The sequence below is a fragment of the Streptomyces sp. CA-146814 genome (assembly GCF_050942385.1).
Lineage (GTDB): Bacteria > Actinomycetota > Actinomycetes > Streptomycetales > Streptomycetaceae > Streptomyces.
This window is the reverse complement of record NZ_CP192068.1, coordinates 3,188,125-3,208,712: the sequence shown is the minus strand read 5'-3', so window position 1 is coordinate 3,208,712 and position 20,588 is coordinate 3,188,125. Positions and strand designations below refer to the sequence as shown.

13 protein-coding genes and 2 pseudogenes are annotated in these 20,588 nt (G+C 67.1%); 10 read left to right on the top strand and 5 right to left on the bottom strand.

The window, feature by feature from the left end; all coding sequences use genetic code 11:
- Positions 1–66: 66 nt before the first annotated feature.
- The gene (locus ACQP09_RS14135; protein ID WP_433399165.1) at positions 67–3,855 is read left to right on the top strand and encodes a hypothetical protein; all 3,789 of its coding nucleotides are present in this window, start codon (positions 67–69) and stop codon (positions 3,853–3,855) included.
- A 99-nt stretch (positions 3,856–3,954) separates the two neighbouring features.
- On the opposite strand, the pseudogene ACQP09_RS14130 reads toward ACQP09_RS14135, so the two are convergent.
- From ACQP09_RS14130 to ACQP09_RS14115, 4 genes and pseudogenes are all read right to left on the bottom strand, one after another.
- Positions 3,955–4,113, bottom strand: a pseudogene (locus ACQP09_RS14130) (IS630 family transposase); the annotation flags it as partial.
- 210 nt (positions 4,114–4,323) lie between these two features.
- Positions 4,324–5,517: a hypothetical protein gene (locus ACQP09_RS14125; protein ID WP_433399162.1), complete on the bottom strand. Its 1,194-nt coding sequence runs from the start codon at positions 5,515–5,517 to the stop codon at positions 4,324–4,326.
- 694 nt (positions 5,518–6,211) lie between these two features.
- Positions 6,212–6,751, bottom strand: coding sequence for a GNAT family N-acetyltransferase (locus ACQP09_RS14120; RefSeq protein WP_433399159.1), 540 nt, complete (start codon positions 6,749–6,751; stop codon positions 6,212–6,214).
- Positions 6,748–8,031 (bottom strand): XRE family transcriptional regulator, encoded by a 1,284-nt coding sequence (locus tag ACQP09_RS14115; RefSeq protein WP_433399156.1) that lies wholly within the window; start codon positions 8,029–8,031, stop codon positions 6,748–6,750. Before ACQP09_RS14115 ends, ACQP09_RS14120 begins: the two co-directional genes overlap by 4 nt.
- A 226-nt stretch (positions 8,032–8,257) precedes the next feature.
- Here ACQP09_RS14115 and ACQP09_RS14110 point away from each other — a divergent pair, with 226 nt between their 5' ends.
- The 7 genes and pseudogenes from ACQP09_RS14110 to ACQP09_RS14080 all read left to right on the top strand — a co-directional run.
- Entirely contained in the window at positions 8,258–8,704 is a 447-nt protein-coding gene (locus ACQP09_RS14110; protein ID WP_433399153.1) for an ATP-binding protein, read from the top strand.
- 511 nt (positions 8,705–9,215) lie between these two features.
- The gene (locus ACQP09_RS14105; protein WP_016825826.1) at positions 9,216–9,395 is read left to right on the top strand and encodes an FxLD family lanthipeptide; all 180 of its coding nucleotides are present in this window, start codon (positions 9,216–9,218) and stop codon (positions 9,393–9,395) included.
- 226 nt (positions 9,396–9,621) lie between these two features.
- Entirely contained in the window at positions 9,622–12,576 is a 2,955-nt protein-coding gene (locus tag ACQP09_RS14100) for a lantibiotic dehydratase (protein WP_433399150.1), read from the top strand.
- The gene (locus ACQP09_RS14095; protein ID WP_433399147.1) at positions 12,543–13,838 is read left to right on the top strand and encodes a lanthionine synthetase C family protein; all 1,296 of its coding nucleotides are present in this window, start codon (positions 12,543–12,545) and stop codon (positions 13,836–13,838) included. The genes ACQP09_RS14100 and ACQP09_RS14095 overlap by 34 nt, the downstream gene beginning before the upstream one ends.
- 21 nt (positions 13,839–13,859) lie before the next feature.
- Positions 13,860–15,938 carry a methyltransferase, FxLD system gene (gene fxlM, locus ACQP09_RS14090; RefSeq protein ID WP_433399145.1) on the top strand — a complete coding sequence of 693 codons (2,079 nt, stop codon included), beginning with the start codon at positions 13,860–13,862 and terminating at the stop codon, positions 15,936–15,938.
- An 88-nt stretch (positions 15,939–16,026) separates the two neighbouring features.
- Positions 16,027–17,145 carry a hypothetical protein gene (locus tag ACQP09_RS14085; protein WP_433399142.1) on the top strand — a complete coding sequence of 373 codons (1,119 nt, stop codon included), beginning with the start codon at positions 16,027–16,029 and terminating at the stop codon, positions 17,143–17,145.
- An 11-nt stretch (positions 17,146–17,156) separates the two neighbouring features.
- Positions 17,157–17,592: pseudogene (locus ACQP09_RS14080) on the top strand (site-specific integrase); the annotation flags it as partial.
- A 67-nt stretch (positions 17,593–17,659) separates the two neighbouring features.
- On the opposite strand, the gene ACQP09_RS14075 reads toward ACQP09_RS14080, so the two are convergent.
- Positions 17,660–18,247, bottom strand: a complete 588-nt coding sequence (locus ACQP09_RS14075) for a hypothetical protein (protein ID WP_433399139.1) — start codon at positions 18,245–18,247, stop codon at positions 17,660–17,662.
- 295 nt (positions 18,248–18,542) lie between these two features.
- On the opposite strand from ACQP09_RS14075, the gene hemL reads away from it, so the two are divergent.
- Positions 18,543–19,850, top strand: coding sequence for a glutamate-1-semialdehyde 2,1-aminomutase (hemL, locus tag ACQP09_RS14070; protein WP_433399136.1), 1,308 nt, complete (start codon positions 18,543–18,545; stop codon positions 19,848–19,850).
- Positions 19,847–20,539, top strand: coding sequence for a histidine phosphatase family protein (locus ACQP09_RS14065; RefSeq protein WP_433399133.1), 693 nt, complete (start codon positions 19,847–19,849; stop codon positions 20,537–20,539). The genes hemL and ACQP09_RS14065 overlap by 4 nt, the downstream gene beginning before the upstream one ends.
- The last annotated feature ends 49 nt before the right edge of the window (positions 20,540–20,588 follow it).

Here is a 20,588-nt window from a genome sequence, read left to right as displayed (position 1 = left end):
GACGACGATGGCGTCGACAGAGTTGAAGCCGAAGGGAGTGTCAGTGGGGAGCGGTACCGTCGGAACATGACTGTGTGGCCGCCAATTGATCGCGACGATCTCCGCAAGGCGCGTGGTGACGCGGGCTTCGATACCGTCCTCCCGCTGCTGATTAGGCGCTTGATAGCCGAGACCGCAAGCGGCTTGGAATCGCTGGACATGCCCGGCGGGTCCGGAACCGCCGTCGGCGGATATGACGGCATCGTCACAGCGTCGCGACCGTCGGCGTTCGTGCCCGAGGGAACCTCGGTGTGGGAGCTTTCTGTTGGAGGCGGCAATAACAAGGCCGAGGATGACTACGAGAAAAGGATCAAAGGCCCGAAGGGGCTCGCGACCCAAGACGTCACCTACGTAGAAGTCGTCCTCGACACGTGGAGAGATGCGCGAACCTGGGCCGAGCGTCACACCGGAGATGGTCGGTGGCGGGAGGTACGTGGGTACAACCTCGACGGGATCGACGTATGGCTGGAGCAAGCGCCAGCCACCACGGCATGGCTTGCTGCCCGGCTGGGGAAGGCACTGCCGGGCGTGCGGTCTCTGGACTCGTGGTGGACGGACAGTTGGCTCCGGTCGACGCGCATCCCGCTGGACCGAACGGTGGTGCTGGCAGGAAGAGAGAAGGCAGCCGCCGACTTTGGGGCCCTACTTGCCACCGGCCAGTCGGTAACCACGCTAGGTGGTGATCTGCGTCCCGATGAAGTCTGCGCTTTCGTCGCCGCTGCCCTAGAGCAAGAAGGCACCCTGGGGGCCACTCAGGTGAGGGCGCGGGTCCTGTTTGTTTCCGACAGGAGCGGTATTGAGCAACTGGTCACGCAACGCCAGCCGTTGATCCTGGTCCTCGCCGACCCGGCCCTCGCGCGGGACATTCCGCAGCAGCAGCCTCACCAGTTGGTATGGGCGGCGATGCCGGGCGCCCGGTGCGACGTGAAGGTACCCAGGCTTCACAGCCAAGTCATCGAGTCCCTGCTGCTCTCCAGCGACATGCCGCGTGAGCGTGCTGCTCGCCTCGGCGCGCTTGGTCGCCGCAGCCTGCTTGCGCTACGGCGAGCCCTGGCCCACCACCCAGAGCCACTCACACCGGAGCGGGTCTCCACTCTCGATGTGGTCCGCCGACGGCTGCTCCTTGTGAACTCCTGGGCCGGAGACAATCAGGAAGACCGCCGTGTGGTTGGGCAGTGCTCGGGACTTGAGTACGACGAGTTGCAGGAGCGAGCCCGGGAGCTCGCGGCCGGGGCCGACATCCCCCTCCTTGGCTATCAGGAAGGAATTTGGCATGTGCTCGCCGCCGAGGATGCCTGGGCGTTGCTCGGTACGTCTCTCACCAGTGACGATCTTCAATTCTTTCGAAGGGTAGTTCTAGAGGTACTGACTGAAACAGATCCGACCCTCGATCTAGACCCTGGTGAGAAGTGGAAGGCTGGGGTGATGGGCATACGACGGTGCTTCTCACACACCCTTCGCGCCGGGCTCGCCCAGTCGCTCGCCCTCCTGGGCACCCTGGGCGCAGACCTACGGGGCCCGGGCGGTGTCACGGGCGATCGGTGGGCACGGTTGCTAGTTCGTGATCTGCTGAAACAGGCCAATGCTGATGAAACGTATAGCCTGTGGCGTTCCCTGGGCGATGTGCTCATTTTGCTGGCTGAGGCCGCTCCGGAGGAGTTTATGGAAGCGGTGCACGAGGGCCTCAGCGGCACCACGCCGCTTCACACCGCCATGTTCACAGACAACCAGCCTGACAACATGGGGCTTGGTTCCAGCTCTCCTCATACAAGCTTCTTGTGGTCCTTGGAGAGCCTGGCGTGGTCTCCGGAGCACCTCGATGACGCAGTCGACGTACTGACTGCGCTGGCTGTCGTGGACCCGGGCGGCCGGCTCTCGAATCGTCCCCTCGCGAGTCTGGTGGGGATTCTCAGCGCATGGGCTCCAAACACGACCGCTCATACCGAGGACCGAATAGCAGTAATCCGACGCCTGGTGCGGAGGCAGCCAGCACTCGGCCGCAAGTTGCTCCTCCAGCTCATTCCTGACAGTCACGCTATCCAGGTGAGCCATCCTGGTCCGCGTTTCCGTGATTGGAAAAGGGGAATTGTCATCACCCCGCATGATCGATGGAGTGTGATCACCGCGGTGGTCGACCTACTCCTGGACGAGGTCGACGCTGCTCCCGAGCTTTATGCCGAATTGATCGGCAAAATCGATGTTCTTCCTCCCCAACACCGCGCTGAGGTCGCGCGAGGACTGACTGAACTGGGCGGCGACCTGGAAGATGACGATCAGCGGACGGTTCTCCACCGCGCGTTGCGCGACCAAGTCGCCCGACACCGAGAGTATGCGGACGCCGCGTGGGCGCTTCCTGCGGACGAGCTGGCCCCTCTCCAAGCCGCATGCCAAGCGCTGGAGCCTCGGAATCCGGTGAGGCGATACGCATGGTTGTTCCAATCCGGTTGGATCACGCTCGGCGACATCAGGCGGCGTGAGGACTTCGCTGCCTACGACGCGGAACTCCTTGCCCGGCGGGCCGCCGCAGTCGGGGAGATAGTTGTGAATGGAGGGTTGACGGCTCTTGTCGAGTTGGCTTCCGTAGCCGAGTTCGCCGACCTGGTGGGCATCGCTCTTGCCGAGCACTCCGATGACCATGACCAAGAGCTGCTGTCATGGCTTGAGGGGGATGCCTCGCCAGCCAAGGAGGTTGCCGTTGGGTACCTGCGTCGGCGTATGTGGGCTGGGGGGAATGATCTCCGCGACAGGCTTCTTTCTCTTACAGAGCTTCCGCTTGTTCAGGCAGTGATCCTGCGACTCGCCCCAGAGCCAGCCGCCGCGTGGTCTAAGCTCTCGGAACTCAGTCCGGAAGTAGAGGGACATTATTGGCGCGAGTTCTCCTACTTCGGGCTCGGCTCTAATTTCCCACAAGCGCTTGATGCCGCCCGGTCGCTGCTGGGTGCAGGACGTCCGGCAGCCGCGCTGGACCTCATCCTCCTCTACGACAAGGAAGGGGGTGCTCCAGAGGTTGCTGAGATTGTCGTCACCGGGCTGGAAGACCTCATCGCAGCTAGGTTGAGCGATCCTGAGATCGGGCGACTCAGCACACGTTTCCAGGATCTATTTACGCTGCTGGCACGGAATTGCGATCAGGTGGGGCGCCAACGCATCCTCAGGCTGGAGTGGCAACTCTTGCCTGCGCTCGGATTCGACGCTAAGGCTCCGGTCCTCCACAAGATGCTGGTCGAGGACCCTGAGGCGTTCGCGGATTTGGTGACATGGTCCTTTCGCCCCGGTACCGTTTCTGACGAAGATACGGTAGATGTCGTAGAGAAAGAAAATAGGCGCAATATTGCGAACCATTCATATCAAGCCCTTCGCACGTTGCGCACGTGTCCAGGGCTTAAGGCCGACGGGACCCTCGACCCGGTTGCGCTGCGCGCGTGGGTCATGACGGCACGGGCAGAATTGGCTTCCAGGGATCGCGCCAGGGTGGGTGACGTGCAGATTGGTCAGGTCCTTGCTTTCGCCCCGCGTAACCAGGACGGCCTGCAAGTTCCGGAAGCTGTCCGAGATCTACTTGAAGAGGTCAATAGCAACGATCTTGAACAGGGCCTCAGCATTGGCATCTACAACAAAAGAGGTGTGACCAGTCGAGGGCTTCTAGACGGTGGAGTGCAAGAGATGGAGTTGGCCCGGTCCTTCCGGGAACAGGCCGAACGCGTACGCGCGTGGCCGCGAACCCGGAAATTGCTGAAAGGGCTTGCAGAGTCGTACGAAGCAGACGCCCGGCGGGAAGACCAAAAGGCAGAGCGACGTCATCAGGGCCTGGAGTAGGCCATGCCGCCAAGAGCCGTTACGAAAGCGCGGGCCGACGCTCCTCAGCGAGCTCAGCCACTGGGTTGAACTTGTGATGTCGTGCGGTTGGTCAGGCGGTCAGATGGCCAGTCCGGTCTCGGCGAGGCAGTCGTCTATGAGGTGGCTGCGGTACTGGATTTGCCGTAGGTCGCGTCGGATGCGCTAGATGAGGTGTTCGGGGGTGCTGAAGCCGACGTTGGAGAGCCAGCCGCGTCGCAGGAGAGACCAGATCCCTTCGTGGAGCGATTGGGCTCGGGAGGGCACTGACGTGGGATTTTCCGTGAGAATGTGCGTTGACCTGGGAAAACTCCTCTTGGCAGTTCTCACGGATCAACGCCGTTCCCAGCCTCATGCGCCCTGGGTGCTCACTTTCTACCGACCTATTGACCTGGAACGGGTCGGTGCGAGCTCGGCACCTGGTGTGGCTGATGTTCTGCTTGTCGCGCCTCATGGCTGCTCCGGGCAGCGACTCTGACCGTCGCTCACTGCGTATGTTGAGACTTCCGCCGAGCGCACCGACATTACGGGATCGGGTCCGCCATGTTCCCGGAAGCGCGCCGGGTCCCACAGGTATAGGACATCGCCATCCGTGCTGAAAGCGAGCAGTGGACGATCGGTCGGGAGTGGTCCGTTGTGCATGGAAAGCTTGCTTTTGAGCGGCTGTACACAGATTCGCTCGCCCTGGATGCCGAAGTAGGAATCCGGTGCAGTCGCGTTCACTACGTCACGGGCGGCGCGGTGGGCTGCATCGGAGGTCCGGCTCATGAACGCAACTCCTCCAGTGACGACGAGCGCGACTGCGGCACCAGTGGACACGACGCTCACAATGCTCTTCTCCCAGGCCCAGTGGAAGTGGCGAGCCCACCCGTAGAGGGCCAGAGGCGGCAGGAGTAGCCCTATGCAGCCGAGAGTAGGGAACAGTGCAGCTGCACCGGTCCAATAGACGGGGGTGGAGGCCGAGTCAGCGGGAATTCCGAAAGCGTCCTCCACGTACAGGAACTGCAAGAACGAGCCGACGAACGGCAGAACCCACGGCAGGGGCAGGACGAGCACGGTAAGCAGGCCGACGGCGTGCCTACTGATCCAGGTTTGGCGAACGGCGAACCAGCAGCCTCGGGGTACGTACCACAGCAGAGCCAGACAGGCGAACGTGAGCAGAACGCTTCTGATCTGCGCGGCGACGCCGTAAGGGTTCTGCTGGTGCCACATGTACCCGGGCATTGCGCTGCCGACGAGGACCAAGGTCCCGGCCGCCCAGCGCAGGGGCCAGGGGCGGCGCTGGTTGCTCGTGTACCAGTTGCCGACGAACCACGCGGCGACGGCGAGCGGCGCGAACATGGCCAGCTGGCCGACCAAGGAACGGTCGTACGCGAGCCAGCCGTAGAACATGAGCAGGGATGCCAGTGCAAGGCGGAGTGCTACCCCTCGACGGCCGTGCCACCAGGGATTTCCGTCCTCATCCGTCTCATTGGCCTTGGGCCCCACGCTCTTGCGCACGCCGTGGCGGGACTCATCAAACTCGAAGCCTCCGAGCCGCTGTCGCCCGAGTAGCTCGCGGACCTCCGCTTCTTCGACGGATGGAGCAACACCGATGGTGCGCTGCTCGTCGGCGAGCCCCGACTGGGTACGCAGCGAGGCCAACCAGCCGAGACCCCGCCTGCTCCGCCAGCTGGACTCTCGAAAGACGCGCCATGTCACCAACGGCTCAGACGCCTGGGCACGGACGAGAGACCCTCCCACGATGGTTACGGACACGTGCTTGCCCACAACCTCCAGCAGACGCTGGCGGGCAGCGGTTTCAGCACCCCAGCGCGAGCCGGGGAGTCGCACTTCTACGACGTATGCAACTTGGTCCTCCGGCCGTCCGGGATCTTCCTGCTCATTGGCCGGCCGGATCGCCCAACCTTGTTGCTCGCACAACCCCTTGGCGAGCAACTGATCACGCCCACGCTTCGGAGCCCGAAAGACCAGATCTACCCGCTCGTCGAACCCTGCGGTCGGTAGAGGGACCTCCAACTCGTCGACAGCTGCGCTGATCGGAGGCCCGCCGGACGGTGAATCGTCGATCGTCCTGCGTGGACCGGGAACCCCCAACCGTGTCTCCGTCCTCGTCCTCCGTTCACTATTCGACGACGTGAGACGGCGAATGAGTAGCGTGCCGAGGCGCATTGCTTTGACATCCCCTTTGTGGTCGGCGCTTTGCCAGCGGATGGGACGGCCGTGCATGGAGCCATGGACGTCCCATAACCCAAGTGCGATTACGGTCGGACGGAGCACTGACAATGCCGCCCGCCACTGCCGCCGCTTACTCCGCCATTCCCAACCTCCGTGGTGGTCAACGGTTGGTGTGGATCATGACGGTAAGCACAGGTGAGGCTGGCGATGGCTGGCTCTGCCCGATGTCCTCGTACCCCCACGACTTGTAGAGCGCGTGGACCTTTCCGTCGCCGGCGGCCCGGTTGACCATGAGCGTGACGTGCGGCTCGTCGCGTGTGGCGAGGAGGGCGTCGTGGATACGGCGAGCCGTGCCGGTCTTCCGCCAGGCCGGTCGGACGCCGATCTCCTTCAGAGCCACGGCCGGTCGCTCGGTGTACTTCTCCGCCGGCGTTGGGCTGGTCCGCTGCCAGTAGCGGTCGCCGTGCTCGATGGTGTTGCTGTACGCGTAGCCGACCGGTTGGCCGGCCGCGTACGCGAGGACGGCCGTAAAACCTGGTTCGGCGGAGTGGCGGTCGATGCGTTCGCCGAACGCGGTCACCGCGTAGTTCGGCAGGTGGAGCAGCGGGGCGCGTACCTCGGCGTACACGTCGAGGAGGTCGCCGCGAGCGGTGTCCAGGTTCGTGAAAGTGCGCAGCTCGGTGGCGGGTGCCATGGTCATGCGGCCGTCCTCCATGTGGTGGTGTGTTCGGTCCAAACCTGGACGGTGGTGCTGCGCGGGGCAGTGGCGCGGAGGGCTGCCCCGAACTCCTGAAGCATCCGCGACACGCGGGCGTGGCGGGTGGCGGCGTCTGCGGGGACCTTCATCGCGGTGGCTGTTGCGGCCTCGGCGGCGCCCTGGGCGAGCAGGGCGTGTGCGAGACGGGTCGTGGTGATGGCCCGGGACCTCAGCATGTGGGGGCGGAGCGAGGACAGGCAGCGGTGAGCGTGGTACTCGGCCGTTGGGTAGTCGCCGAGCGCCAGGTACGCGGAGAGGGCCAAGGAGTCCAGTTCGGCCTGGTCGTAGAAGGCGAGCAACCAGACCGGCCGGTGGTCGGCTGGATCGGCGCGCAGCATGGCGTCCTGCGCCTGCTCGAACGCGCGACGTGTATCGGTCCGGTTCTGGGCCGTACCGTGGATGGCGCCTTGGCGGGCCAGACCGAGGGACGCGAACAGCGGGTCGCGACGGGTGAGGTGCAGGTTGCGGGCGACATCGTTGGCGGCGCATGCGTCGGCGGGGCGACCCATGTGGCGGTACATGGTGCCCGCGTGACTCCAGATACGAAACTTGATTAATTGGTCCCCCGACATCTCGGCGAGGGCCTGGGCTTCGCGCATATGCGCCTTCGCGACGTCGTAGCGCCGGCCGTCGATGGCGGCCCACATCGCAGACGAGCGGAATGCGGCTCCGGAGGCGTAGAGGCTGCTGCGAACCCGCTGCGTGGCACTGCCTGCGTTCTGGAGGTTGAGCGCCTCGTCGGCGAGCGCGGCGGCCCGCTCCTCGATGCCAGGTTGCCCGCCGTGGCGGTGGTCGCTGGCGATGATCTCGGCGAAGCGCTTGTTCAGTCGGTTGACGTCGCTCATGCCGATGCGGCGCGGTGACGCGGTCCCTGGGGTTGCTGCTGCGGCAGCCGCAGCAGCGATGCCGCCGACGAGGGTACGGCGCTTCATGTCGGGCTCCTCCTGCTGCGATGGCGCTGGGGTGGGCGAAGGCCGGCCCCGTGGCACGAACCCTAAGGCGACGGCGGGTAATCCGGAGACGACCTCAAGTGCGGTACGTGTTGCTGACTTTGGCCAGGTGACTCGGCCCGCTTTCCACGCCCGGACCGATGACCCGTCGAGCCCGCCTACGTGTCCCGTCAGCTGTTCAACAGCCCTGTTCACGGCGTCGGCCAGGCTGTTCGAGCTGTATCCGTGCTCGGTCATCCACGCCTCAAGGACGGTGTTGCGGATCGCGTCCATGCGGGCACGGTAGCCCGCGCGCTCCCTACCCACCAGGTAAAGAGCAGGTCAAAACGTCCTAGGTAAGCCCGTCGGATGAGTACCTGAAAGCCCTAACCGGCCCTCCAGGCAACGGAGTTATCTGGGTGTCGGCCACTCCCCGCGAGCGGCTGTTGACGGCTCGGTCCGCCCCTGGGAAGCCACAAGGGGTGGAGCGAGCGCCGAGACGACACGAAGGCTCCATCCCATGCCGATTCTGAAGAAAGCAGTTGAGACGGTCCTCGCCAGCCACCCCACGTACAGCGAGGTCTTCCCGTGCGTGCCGTCCACGGCCGAGACCGGACGCAGGCTTGTCCGGGGGGTTCTCGGGATGTGGCACCTGGATGTCCTTGCTGACCGCGCCGAGCTGATCGTCACTGAGTTGATCGCGAATGCCGCCAGGCATACCCCCTGCCCCGAAGTCCGTCTCGTTGTCGGGCGGCCAACTGCGACACGGGTACGCGTCGGGATCGTGGACGAGGAACCGTCGCGTCTGCCGGAGCTGAGCCACGCGGGCGACGAGGACGAATCGGGTCGCGGGCTGTTCCTCGTCGAAGCTGTAGCCGACCGCTGGGGCTGTGACCTTCAGAGTGCAGGCGGACGTCTGTGTGGCAAAGAGGTCTGGGCCGAACTCCATTCCGAGGGCGACGAGTGAGGGCCCGGATGCGATGCCCTCGCTTCTTCTGGTCCCTGCCCGCCCGCCGTTTCAGCTCTGCGCCGACACCACCAGATACCAGGCTGCCGGATCGGCCGTCACGGCCAGCCAGGGGAAGGCCCGTTCCTCGATGAATTCATCGTGGATCACCGGTGACTGCTGGCTCGGCTGCGAACGGACCGGAGTGCGGGTGGTCTGGCTCGGCCCGGTTCAGTGGGACGGGCAGCACGCCCCCTTCTACGCATGTGAGGTGTGCCTTGATCGTCTCAAGGCGCAGGCCCTCACCTACCTCATGGGGCATTGATCGGCCTCGGCTCGATCAGCCCCTCGTACACGACTTCCCGGCGTGAGCGGGCGGTCCGGCCAGCGCTTTCTGTGCGGGCCGCGCCCCCTCGTGCCGGGCGGCCAGGAGCTGGTCCGAGGGCCAGCCGTCCGGTATCGCTCTTCTGGCGGCTCCTGGTGGGCATTCCAGCCCAGCTCAGCAACAACCAACGATGAAGAGGAGCGCAGCATGACGCGCAGCACCGTGGTGCCCAGCCGTACCGAAGTACGACCGCAGATTCCGGGTGCATCAGACGGCTTCGACCTGGATGTCTCGCTCGTGGAGATCGCCGACCCGGCAGGTCTGGTCAACCTGACTGACGACAACTGCGGTTCCACCTGCGGCGCCTGCACTACCAACGTCGCCTGACGCCTGGATTGAAACCCCAGGTCACCTTCGGTCTGGTGCCGTCGCGCTCCCGCGCGGCGGCGCCAGCCGCCCATCCCTTCGCCCATGGAGGTCATCGGTGGTTGCTCAACCCACAGTGTTCCGGGCCGGTTCCACCGCTCTCGTGCGCGCCGCGGCCCGACCGTTTCTGCCGGTTCCTCCGTGCCCTGACCCGGATGACCACTCTTCCGACGGCTCCTCTTCCTGCATGACGTGGCTTCGCGCGGTCTGGGCGGACCAGCACATCGCCGGCGCCGTGGCGCACTCCAGCCCAGCTTTGGCCATGCAGGTGCGGGCTGTGTGTACCACCGAGAATCCTCCCCTTCGAGACATACGGCGCGTGGCGCTGTCGGTGTCCCGATACCTCCTGCGGGCCCAGCACCGGGCCACGCCCTTCGGCCTGTTCGCCGGAGTGACTACTGTGGCGTTCGGCTCGCAGGCACGTGCGGAGTGGGGCAAGGCTCATGTGGCCGTGGGCCGCGCGGGTGCGGAGTGGCTCGCCGCTGTGGTCGAACGGCTCGAGTCCTGCCCGGAACTCCTCGACCAGCTGCCCGTCGTCGTCAACAACACCGTGATGAGCCGGGGGGACCGGCTCATCGTGCCGTTCCAACCCGATCCGCATGACGACCGGATGCGCGCGGTCGAGGCATCCCTGGCTCTGACAGAGCCGGTGCGTGCGGTCCTCGCCGCGGCCCGGACGCCGATTCGCTGCGGAGCTCTCGCGGAAAGGCTCCGGGCGGAGTTCCCCGAGGCCGACACGGAGAAGGTGCACCGTCTGCTTGCGGAGCTGGTCCGGAGACGAGTGCTCATCACGAGCCTGCACGCTCCAAGTACCGAGACCGACGCCCTCGGGTATCTGCTCGACCAACTCGACACGATCGGCGTCGACAACCTTGCGTCGGTAGCGGAGACGGCACGCGAGCTGCACGCGGTCCGAATGGGCTTGAAGGAGTGCGCCACGCGCGGCGGCCGGGAAAGCACCGCAGCGCGGATGCATGCCCTCGTGCCCGGCCTGCGTCGGCACCCTGTTGCGCTTGACCTGCGGTTGGATGCGCGTCTCCTCCTACCGGAGGAAGTGGCTCGGGAGATCGAGCGCGCCGCCTTCATCCTCACCCGGGTGAGCACCCGCCCGTACGGGACAGCCGCGTGGAACGCCTACCACCAGCGCTTCTACGAGCGGTACGGCATCGGCACGATGGTCCCGCTCGCGGAGGTCGTCGCGGACAGCGGGACTGGCTACCCCGACGGCTACCCGGGCAGTCCTGACGGTTCGCGTCGGCCCCGCGTCTCCGCTCGGGATGACGCCCTCGTACGCCTGGCGCAGGGTGCTGCGCTCGACCGCCGCGACGAGGTCGTACTCACTGACGAACAGATCGACGTCCTGGACGTGGGGCCCGACGAGCCACGACTGCCGCCGCATCTGGAGGTAGGGGTGCGAGTGCACGCCGCCAGTCTGAAGGACTTGCAGCGCGGGCGATTCCAGCTGGAGGTCGTGAGCGTGTCGCGCGGGGCCGGCGTTTCGACAGGCCGGTTCCTCGACGTACTGGCACCCCCCGAGCGTCAGGCCCTGGCCACGGAGCTGGCCGATCTTCCGGCTGCGGACAGCGATACCGTGCCCGCCCAGCTCTCCTTCCCGCCGTTGCTCCCGGAGAGCGCTCATGTCACCCGCGCCCCGCAGGTCCTGCCTACCCTGATCAGCCTCCAAGAGCACTGCGCACCGAAAGACACCGTTCTCACCCCGAAGGACCTGGCCGTGGGGTGCGATGGCCGCCGCATGTACCTGGCCGCTCCGGAACGGGGGCACCGCGTCGAGGCCGTCGGCATGAACGCGCTGAACCTGCACACGCACACTCCGCCGTTGGCACGCTTCCTCACTGAACTGTCCCGTGCCCAGTGCGCGCAGGTCACCACCTTTGACTGGGGCGTCGCAGCAGCGATGCCGTTCCTGCCGCGCCTGCGGTACGGGCGTACGGTGCTGACCCCGGCGCGCTGGCGTCTGGAGGCGTCCGAATTGCCCGGCCGTGCTCGTCCTCGCGCTGAGTGGGACACCGCGCTCTCCGAATGGCGGGCACAGCGGGGATTGCCTCGCCGCGTGCTCCTTGTGGAAGACGACCGGCGTCTCTTCCTCGACCTCGACGAAGGCGGCCATCGGACGCTCCTGCTCCGACACCTCGACCGCGCTCACCAGGCCGTGCTCACTGAGGCCCCGGAACCAGAAGCGAACGGCTGGTGCGGCGGGCGAGCTCACGAGATCGTGGTGCCGCTCAAAGCGACCCGGCCGCCGTCCTGGCCGCCCCTGCCTGTTCCCACTGAGGCTCGCGCCCTCTCGTCGGCCCAGCTGCAGACTCCCGCTGCTTCATCGGTGTTGCTCGCCGCCTTGTACGGAGATCCCCGCCGCCAGGACCTCCTGCTTTCCCAACACCTCCCCGGACTCATCGAACGGCTGGGCAACCCGCGGTGGTGGTTCATCCGCTTCCGTGACCCGGACCAGCACCTCCGCGTCCGCATCGCTCTCCCTGACCGCAGAACTTTCGCTCAGACGGCGCGGACCGTGAGCGCGTGGGCCGACGACCTGCGCAACGGCGGCCTGCTGGCAGACCTGCGCTATCCCACCTCCTATCGAGAAATGGGTCGTTGGGGCTCCGGTGCCGCCTGGGAGGCGGCCGAGGATGTGTTTCGGGCAGACTCGCACGCCGTTCTGGCCCAGCTCACAGAGCCGCAGAGGCCAGCGCAACGCACGCTGGTGGCTGCCCACACCGTCGCCATCGTCTCCGCGTTCCTCGGCAGCACCGAGGTCGCGATGCGCTGGCTGGCCGACCACGTCTCGCCGACGGCGCCTGCGTCCGTTCCCCGCCCGCAGTTCAGCGAGGCCGTACGGCTCGCGAACCCAGCCGACGACTGGGCCGCCCTGCGCGAGGTCCAGGGCGGAGACGCCATCGTGTCGGGTTGGGCAGAGCGCGATGCGGCACTCGCCGCGTACCGGTTGCACCTTCCCGGCCCGGACACCCAGGGCATCGCCGTCGATGACGTCCTGACCTCCCTTCTGCACGTCCACTTCGTGCGGCACGTCGCGGTGAACTTCCCCGAGGAAGAGGTGTGCCTCTACCTGGCTCGCGCTGCTGCTCTGGCGTGGACTGCCCGCACCACCAGGAGGCCGGCGTGACCGTGCTCCCGACGCTCGGCCTGGTCGATGCCGTTGCTGCGAGGCTCGCCGACCCCGGCACGGTGCCTTCCGTCCTCCAGACACATCGGCAACATCTCGCCTACGGCCCGCCCGGGATCGCGCTTCTTCACATCGAGCGGGCCGCGAACGGCCTCGGACCGTGGCAGCATGCGCACAACTGGCTCGCTGCTGCGTCCCACGGATCCCTCACGAGTGGACCCGACAGCCACCCCTTCTACGGCGTGCCTGCCTTCGCCCACGCCCTTGCCTGCGCCGCCGACCATCTTCCTGGCTCCTACCAGCGCGCCTTGGACTCGATGGGCCGACAGATCGGGATCGACGTCAAACGCCGTCTCGACGCAGCGCATCGCCGCATCGATGCCGGATGCCTTCCGCAACTGGCCGAGTTCGACGCCATCCGTGGCCTGACCGGATACGGGGCTTGCCTTCTACGCCGGAACCCAGACAGTCCTATGGTGCGCGCTGTCCTCGACTACTGCGTGCGCCTTATCGAACCGATCAGGGAATCTGGCGAGGACCTTCCGGGTTGGTGGACTGCGATGGGGCCCTCGGGCAGACCGGACGAACAATTCCCCGGTGGACATGCCAACACCGGCATGGCCCACGGCATCGCCGGAGTGCTCGTGCTTCTGGCCCTCGCCGCCCGGAAGAGCACCGTTACGAACGGGCACCTCAGAGCGCTGCACACCATCCTGGCCTGGCTCGACCGCTGGCAGGAGGAGACAAGCCGAGGAGCAACCTGGCCATACTGGATCACCCGGAGCGAGCTACGTACCGGTCGCTGCGCCGCGTCCAAACTCCGGCGTTCGTCATGGTGTTACGGAACCGCTGGCCTCGCCCGCGCTCAGCAACTCGCCGCGCTCGCTACCGGTGACACCGAACGCCAGATCACGGCGGAGAACGCGCTCGCCGCCGCCCTCACCGACCCGGACCAGCTCGGCGCCACGACGGACCACGGCCTGTGCCACGGCTTTGCCGGCCTCACCCACATCGCCGTCCGCACGGCCGCAGACGCCCATCCCTCAACGGTCGGTCGACTCCGAGCCGCGATCCCGGGACTTTTGGCCGCGATCTGCCCGGTGGACAACGACCTCGAACGCGCGGCCACGGCACTTGTCAGCGGCACAGGAGCGGGGCCCGGCCTGCTCGATGGAGCCGCCGGAACAGCCCTGGCTCTTCTCGCTGCCGATACCGCCGCACCACCCCAGTCCGCCTGGGATTCCTGCCTGCTCATTGCCTGATTCACCGACGGAAGGACTTCTATGCCACCTGACTGGCAGCAGCACAACATCACCTTCATCGACCGCGAGAGCGCCCGGCATGCCATCGACGAACGCCTCGGGCCCGCCCTGATCACAGCCGAGACCGAGGGGCAGCTCACCGACTGGTGGTTCATGAACAAGCAGCCCTGGCCGTTGCGGTACCTCGCCGACGAGCCCTCCCCGATCATTGAGTCGCTGCTGAGCGATCTCGTGGGTGACGGGGCGGTCGTGTCATGGCTGCCCTCTGTCTACGAGCCCGAGTCCGAGGCATTTGGCGGTCCGGGCGCTACGGACACGGCCCACGGACTGTTCCACAGCGACTCCCGCCACCTGCTCACCTACCAGCCGAGCCCGGACCACCTGGGGCGCAAGGAGACTGCGGTCCTGCTGGCGAGCGCCATGATGCGCGGCGCCGGACTCGACTGGTTCGAGCAGGGTGACGTATGGGCGAAGGTCTCGGCTCTTCGGCCGCCCACCGACCCAGCGCGCTCCGAGAGAGCCGCTGAGTTGGTTCCGGCGATGCGGAAGCTCATGACCGCTGACGCCTACAGCCTCTGCAACCAGGGTGGTCCACTCCACGCGCACGAGGAGTGGGTGACCGCCTTCGAACGGGCCGGTGCCGTGCTCGCCGCGCTGGCCTGCCGCGGCGCCCTCACACGCGGCCTGCGAGCCGTCATAGCCCACCACATCATCTTCCACGCCAACCGCGCCGGTCTCATCAGGGACGACCAGAGCGCTCTGTCCAACATTGCACGAGAGGCAGTCATGGGAACGAGTGACCACACCGCGTCGCTGACCGAGTCGACGACCGACGCCGATAGCGTGAAAGGGGTGAACACCGACACGATCGTTACTCCGACGTCCGATGCCGCGCGCCTCCGTGACGCCCTGGTGGACAAGCTCCGCGCTGACGGAAGCGCCCGAACTTCCGGCGTGGAGACCGCGTTGCGGACCGTGCCCCGTCACGTGTTCGTGCCCGATGTGCCGCTCGAAGACGCATACGCCAACGCGCCGGTGCACATCAAGTACGACACCGACGGCAGCTCGATCTCCTGTGCCTCCCAGCCGGGCATGGTCGCTCTCATGCTGGACCAGCTCGACGCCCAGCAAGGCGAGCGCGTCCTCGAACTTGGCGCAGGCACCGGTTACAACGCCGGTCTGCTTGCCCATCTGGTCGGTGAGAGCGGGCACGTCACCACGCTCGATGTCGACGACGACCTCGTAGAGGGCGCCCGCGCGCATCTCTCCGCCGCCGGAATCACCAACGTTGAGGCGGTCACCCGAGACGGGGCCCTCGGCTACGCGGAAGGTGCGCCGTACGACCGAATCATCGCCACCGTAGGCGCGCACGGCGTGCCGCACGCCTGGTTGCAGCAGCTTGCTCCCGGGGGCCGGCTTCTCGTCCCGCAGCGGCTCAAGGGCACGGTGTCCCGCTCCATCGCCTATGAGCAGCGCGATGGCCGGTGGAGGTCCCTCGGTAGCGAGATGAATACCTTCATGCCGCTCAGGCGGGGCATCGCCGACGACGACCGCCGGGTCATCCCGCTCAGCACGGACGGAACCGTACGGCTCCAGGCCCCCGCCGGGCAGACAATCGACACCGAGGCCCTCGACGGCGTCCTGCACGAGCCGCGCACCGAGGAGTGGACGGGCATGACGGTCCGTGCCATGGAGTCGCCGGAGTGGATGGAACTGTTCCTCACCTGCTCCCTTCCCTCCGGCCTGATCCGGATGCTCTTCCCGCAAGCTGCCAAGGGCACTTTGCTCACCGAGGACCCCTACCCCTCCTCGACCGCAGCCGTCGACAAAGGCGCCGTCACCTACCTCGCACGGCGTCTGTCTGAGAAGAAGACCTCCGAGGGCGGCAAGCTGTGGGAGTTCGGGGTCATCGGCCACGGTCCCGGCAGCGATGAACTGGCCGCAAGGGTCGCTGCGGCCATCCGCGTGTGGGACCTGGAGTACCGGGGCCGTGAAGCCACGTTCGAGATCCAGCCTCCCGACGCCCCCGCGATCGAGCAGCGAGCCGGCCTCTTCGCGCTTGAAACCCCGCTGAACCGCATCGTCGTCGACTGGAGTTGACACCCCACGCGTAGTGGGCGGTGGCCGTCGGCGCGCAACCGGCGGCCACCGTGGCTTTACCCGTCTTCACACACACCTGGGGGAGTCCATGGACCCGCACGGATCCACAGCTCAGCGTTTTCCGCTCGTCGCCCGATTCCGGCCCGCCTGCCTTCCCCTGCCGAAGCGCGTGCGCGCCCTCGTCGACCTGGCCGACACTGCGATGGCGGATACCGATCAAGGGCTGGCGTCCTCCGTCTACAACCAGGCCGCCCTCATTGCCTCCGATCTCAGCTTGTCCGACCTAGCGCGCGCGATGTGCCACGAGCACGCCGCCGCCTATCTCCATGCTTGCCCCCTTCCCGCAGTCAGCGCGATCCGCGGCTTGGAGCCCGTCGTCAATCTCGCCCGCCTCCAGATCCGCGGCGGCCGCGCCGATGCGGGTCGCCAGCAGCTACTCGACCTGTACGCAGCCGTAGAGGCGAGCACACCAGCCAGGTTTGAAGGCGTTGCAATTCCGGCGGACCTCACCGCCACAGACAAGGACCGCCATGAGGTCGCCGCGTGGCTATGGCGTGTGCTGCTCGCCGACGGGACGCGCGCTCTTACTGCAGAGGGACGCTGGCCCGAGGCTCTGGACCACATTGAGGCCCACCGAGGCGTGGGCAGGCGAATGCTCGATGGACGCCAAGTAGCGGTACTCGCCTCGCTCGCAGCGGGAGATACGGCACACGCCGCGACACTCCTCGCTGGTACGGTACCCGGCGAACCGTGGGAGCAGACTGTCACGGCATGCCTGACTGCCCTGTGGCGCCGCGACGCGGGACAACCAGTCGGCGGTCACCTGGCGGAGTTGGCAGACGCCTACCTTGAGCGGAAGGCCGAGCCGGGGATGACCGTCTTCGATATCCGGCTGGGCCTGACCGTCCTCGACGTGGTCGGGTCCCCCGATCTTCCGGCCGCATACCGCATCGTTGAGGACTTGCACCGGAGGGCGACGAAGGCCGAGGACGGCTACGCGGCACGTGAGAACTTGGCGAACTCTCTGTTCATCGAGCTTGCTACGAACCGGCAAGAGCAGGACTGCCGCGCTCTGGTGCGGGCTTGCGCCCTCGGGACAGAGATCTTCCCAGACCAGATGCAAGGAGCGCTGTCAGCAGCTCTGCGTGCCGCCGACAGCGTCATCCGGAAGAGCCTCGTGCCATCAACGCCTCCTTCCTCGCGGTGAGCGCGGTGACGCCCAAGACCCTCCGTCTCCTCTTCGTCGACCAGAAAAAGCGGGCCTACAACCGCAGCGTCTTCAACATGGGTGCCCGGAAGCTAGCCTTGGCCGCGGCCGCCGCCGGTGTAATCCCTCCCCGCGAGCGCGGTGAGGTACCTCCAGGCGGCTCCCGAGGACGGCATGCACGCCCTCCGGCACGCGTACGCCTCAGTGCTCCTGGACGCGGGGGAGAGCATCAAGGCGCTCTCCGAGTTCCTGGGCCACTCGGACCCCGGCTTCATGCTGCGCACGTGCACCCACCTGTTGCCGTCCAGCGACACGCGGACCCGTAAGGCGATCGACGACGCCTTCACCGAAGCCGAGGCGGGAGAGGGCGGCGGTACGCCGAAGGCTCATGGCACAGCAGTGGTCCCGCCGAAACCCATGTGCCCTCAATGTGCCCTGGCCGCCTGACGGCCCCTATCGGTACATGACGAGGGCGGAGACCGAAAGACCCGCCCGAAGCCCAAGAAATCCCAGATCACGGCCACACCAGGCAGTACGCCTGGTGCCCCGCGTCGTGCAGCCGGTGCGAGAAGTCCTGCCACTCGTGGAGCAGCTGGTAGACGTTGAACGCGTCGCGCGGGCCGCCGCGGTCGGGGACCGTGGACCAGATGAAGGCCGCCGCGCCGACGGACTCCTCGCCGATGCCGCGCAGCGGGTCGACGACGGTCATGGGGAGCTTGACCACCGCGTAGTCGGGGTGCAGGACGACCAGCTCCAGCGGCGGGACCTTGTGCAGGGGTATGCCCTGGATGCCGGTCAGGACCATGGCGGCCACCGTCTCCGGCTTGATCTTGGTGAACATGCCGCCCATGCCCAGCTCGTCGCCGCCCAGCTCCTCCGGGCGCATCGAAATGGGCACGCGTGCGGCGGTCGCCCCGTCCGGGGCGCCGAAGTACTTGTAGGTCACCCCCATCCCGCCACTGCTCCTGCTTCCGGGGGGCGGTGTGCTCTCCGCGCCCCTGCTGCCCTGTGCGTGCTCGGCCTTTCGCCGGTGCCGCCCTCGCCGGGCAGGCTCGGGCCCCAGGTCGTCGGTCCCTTCGCCCACTCCGCCACCGCGATGCATATCTCATCCACCCGACTACTTCTTAGGAGACACAGCCCCCGCCGCGCAACCCGATCATCGTGTCAGTGACCTCCCCCACGGGCGTGCGGTGAAACGCCTGTCCGCAAGACCGTCCGTGCCTCTGACACCATGGCATGTGTGAGCTTTCCCTGTGTCGCCCCAGTTTCGCAGACGTGAGGGTGCCGACGCTCTTCCGTGATACGAGGGGAGCGCGCTGACTGCTCACCGGTGGCCGGGATTACCTTGGATTCTCCGGCCCGGCCTCCCGACACCCGAATCGCAGATCAGGACCAAAGTGGCGTACTCATACGAAGCCCCAGTTTCGCAGTCGCTGTTCGACCGGGCGTCCGTCGTGACGCCCGGCGGCGTGAACTCACCCGTGCGTGCCTTCCGGGCCGTGGGCGGTACGCCCCGGTTCATGGTGTCCGGCACCGGTCCGTACCTCACCGACGCCGATGGGCGGGAGTACGTCGACCTTGTCTGCTCGTGGGGGCCGATGATTCTCGGCCACTCCCACCCCGAGGTCATCGCCGCCGTCCAGGAGGCGGTCTCCCGGGGCACCTCCTTCGGTACGCCGGGGGAGGGCGAGGTCGCGCTGGCCGAGGAGATCGTGGCGCGGATCGAGCCCGTCGAGCAGGTGCGCCTGGTCTCCTCCGGCACTGAGGCGACGATGTCGGCGATCCGGCTGGCCCGCGGCTTCACCGGCCGAGCCAAGGTCGTGAAGTTCGCCGGCTGCTACCACGGGCACGTGGACGCGCTGCTCGCCGCCGCCGGCTCGGGCCTGGCCACCTTCGGGCTGCCCGACACCCCGGGCGTCACCGGTGCCACGGCCGGGGACACCGTCGTGCTGCCGTACAACGACCTGGACGCGGTGCGGGCCGCCTTCGCCGCGCACCCCGGCGAGATCGCCTGCGTGATCACCGAGGCCTCGCCCGGCAACATGGGCGTCGTCCCGCCCGCCGACGGCTTCAACGCCGGGCTCAAGGAGCTGTGCGCGGCGAACGGCGCCCTGTACATCTCCGACGAGGTCATGACGGGCTTCCGTACATCGAAGGCCGGCTGGTACGGCGTCGACGGCGTCCGCCCGGACCTGATGACCTTCGGCAAGGTCATGGGCGGCGGCTTCCCGGCCGCGGCCTTCGGCGGCCGCGCCGACGTGATGGCGCACCTCGCCCCGGCCGGCCCGGTCTACCAGGCGGGCACGCTTTCCGGGAACCCGGTCGCCACCGCCGCGGGCCTCGCGCAGCTGCGGCTGCTCGACGACGCGGCGTACGCGAAGATCGACGCGGTCTCCGCCGAACTGCGCTCCCTTGTAGGTGACGCGTTCACCAAGGAGGGCGTCGCGCACACCGTGTCGTCGGCGAGCAACATGTTCTCGGTCTTCTTCACGGACCGGCCGGTGCGCAACTACGAGGACGCGAAGAAGCAGGAGTCCTTCCGCTTCACCGCCTTCTTCCACGCGATGCTGGAGCAGGGCGTCTATCTGCCGCCGTCCGCCTTCGAGTCCTGGTTCGTCTCCACCGCCCACGACGAGCAGGCGGTCGAGCGGATCGCCGCCGCCCTGCCCGCTGCCGCCCGTGCCGCATCGGAGGCCACCGCATGAGCGAGAGCGCGAGCCGCAAGGACATCACCGTGGTGCACCTGATGCGCCACGGCGAGGTCCACAACCCCGACGGTGTGCTGTACGGCCGGCGCCCCGGCTACCACCTCTCCGAGCTGGGCCGGCAGATGGCCGACCGGGTCGCGGACCACCTGGAGAAGCGCGACATCACCCATGTCGTCGCCTCCCCGCTGGAGCGCGCCCAGGAGACGGCCGCGCCCGTCGCCAAGGCGCACAGCCTGGACCTGGCCACCGACGCCCGGCTCATCGAGGCCGGCAACGTCTTCGAGGGCAAGACCTTCGGCGTCGGCGACGGTGCGCTGCGCAAGCCGGACAACTGGAAGCACCTCACCAACCCGTTCCGGCCGTCCTGGGGTGAGCCGTACATCGAGCAGGTCGTCCGCATGATGGGCGCGCTGGACGCGGCCAAGGACGCGGCGCGCGGCCATGAGGCGGTCTGCGTCAGCCACCAGCTGCCGATCTGGATCGTCCGCTCGTTCGTGGAGCGCCGCCGGCTCTGGCACGACCCGCGCAGGCGCCAGTGCACGCTGGCCTCGCTGACCAGCTTCACCTATCAGGGCGACCGGATCGTCTCCGTCGGCTACTCGGAGCCGGCCCGGGACCTGGTGCCCGCGCATCTGCTGGCCGGGGCGAAGCCGGTGAAGGGGAAGTCGAAGGCCTTCGGCGCGTAATCGCCGTACGCACGAGCCGTGAACATACGGGACCGACCGCCACCGCGGT